Genomic DNA, 1,322 nt, shown 5'->3' with positions numbered 1-1,322 from the left:
TAGTTAGCAAATCGCTGTTTTTCTCGGGTCAAATCCTGAACAGCGTAGAATCTGGCTCTGGTCAGCGTCTGAAGGGCTTTGTAGCGGTAATCGTCCATGTAGACCTCCTTGCCGATGCGTCCAAATCGGAGCTTGTCGGCAATCACAAAGGCGTCCACATCGTCATTCTTGGGCAGCTCGGGGTAGGACTCCTTGAACTTGTTGACCAGTTTGGGGTTGAGTACATGGATCTTCCGGGGATACTGGCCCAGCTTCCCGTCCTCGCGGAGGGCATAGACCAGGCTGTCTCCATAAATGGATGTGGCCTCCATGCCGATCACTACACCCTCCAACCCCTGGGACTGGATCGCCGACACGATCCTCTCTGTCAACATTTTAGCACCGCCACGGTTATTTTGCATCCGAAAACTGCTGTGCTTCTCTCCGTCCGGCTTCATCAGGTACACCGCGTTGTTTCGGCTTCCCACATCAATGCCAACGAATAGTTGATTCACGATTTTCACCTCCCCTGTGTTGGGATTTCAGGTCAGCAGGCTTTGAGATACCCATGATAACCGGAGCATCAGCAACCTCGCATATCAGAATCATTCCGGGGCGGGCCAATGCGATAGCCCTTACTGCTGAGAGGGCGGCCCAACTCCCGGCAAACAGCCAGTGAGTTGGCAGCTAACTTCCGGCTCAGGGGAACTGACTATCTGAGTAGCAACCTTTCGGCTCTACCGGAGGCTAAAGAACTTGTCCCCGCTGTCCTACAGCTATTGTATCACGGGCATCTCTAAGCCTGCTGATACTGAATTTATTAACCTGAAACTTATTATACGAGGAGGATAGAAAAAGCCGGGCTCTGGGCGTACCGATAGAGCCCGGCTTTCTTGATGTCCACATCGCTGTACGTCTCAATATCTATGGAGAGATGATGCACAGCAGTGGGCACAGCTTACACCCCCATTACAGGAAAGCCGGTGGGGGTATAGCCGCCCTGGGGGAGGGGCTGACCGGTGATGGGGTCAACGGCGGGAGCCGGATAGCCGGCAGGGGCTGCGGGAGCAGCAGGAGCCTGAGGAGCGGGGTTGGTAGGAGCCACAGGGGAGGCAGGAATCGCCTGAAAAGCCTCCTGTGCGGTCACTCGGGAGGCCAGGGGCGTATCGTCCCGGACTTTCTGGACCCCGTTCAGGCCGCAGCCTATGCCCTTCTTGCCGGCGTTGTTGTAGGCGAAGAAGGTGACATTGACATTGGCCCACATCCCGGAGTAGACCTGGGTGGGATCAATGATGGGCTGCACCTGAGCGTCTACCACGAAGGGGGCCTGCTTGCTGCTGGCG

Annotated in this window: 2 protein-coding genes; both read right to left on the bottom strand. The window is 56.1% G+C overall.

Annotated features, from left to right (window positions below; translation table 11 throughout):
- Positions 1–494: IS110 family transposase (locus Q2B33_RS24055; RefSeq protein WP_300914342.1), on the bottom strand; the 494-nt coding region annotated here is incomplete at its 3' end.
- Positions 495–937: 443 nt separating this feature from the next.
- The coding region (locus tag Q2B33_RS24050; RefSeq protein WP_300914341.1) for an ssDNA-binding protein at positions 938–1,322 on the bottom strand (385 nt) is incomplete at its 5' end.

Origin of the sequence: uncultured Acetatifactor sp. (genome assembly GCF_948601915.1) — a bacterium.
Taxonomy (GTDB): domain Bacteria; phylum Bacillota; class Clostridia; order Lachnospirales; family Lachnospiraceae; genus Acetatifactor.
This window is presented reverse-complemented; position numbering and strand designations above follow the sequence as displayed.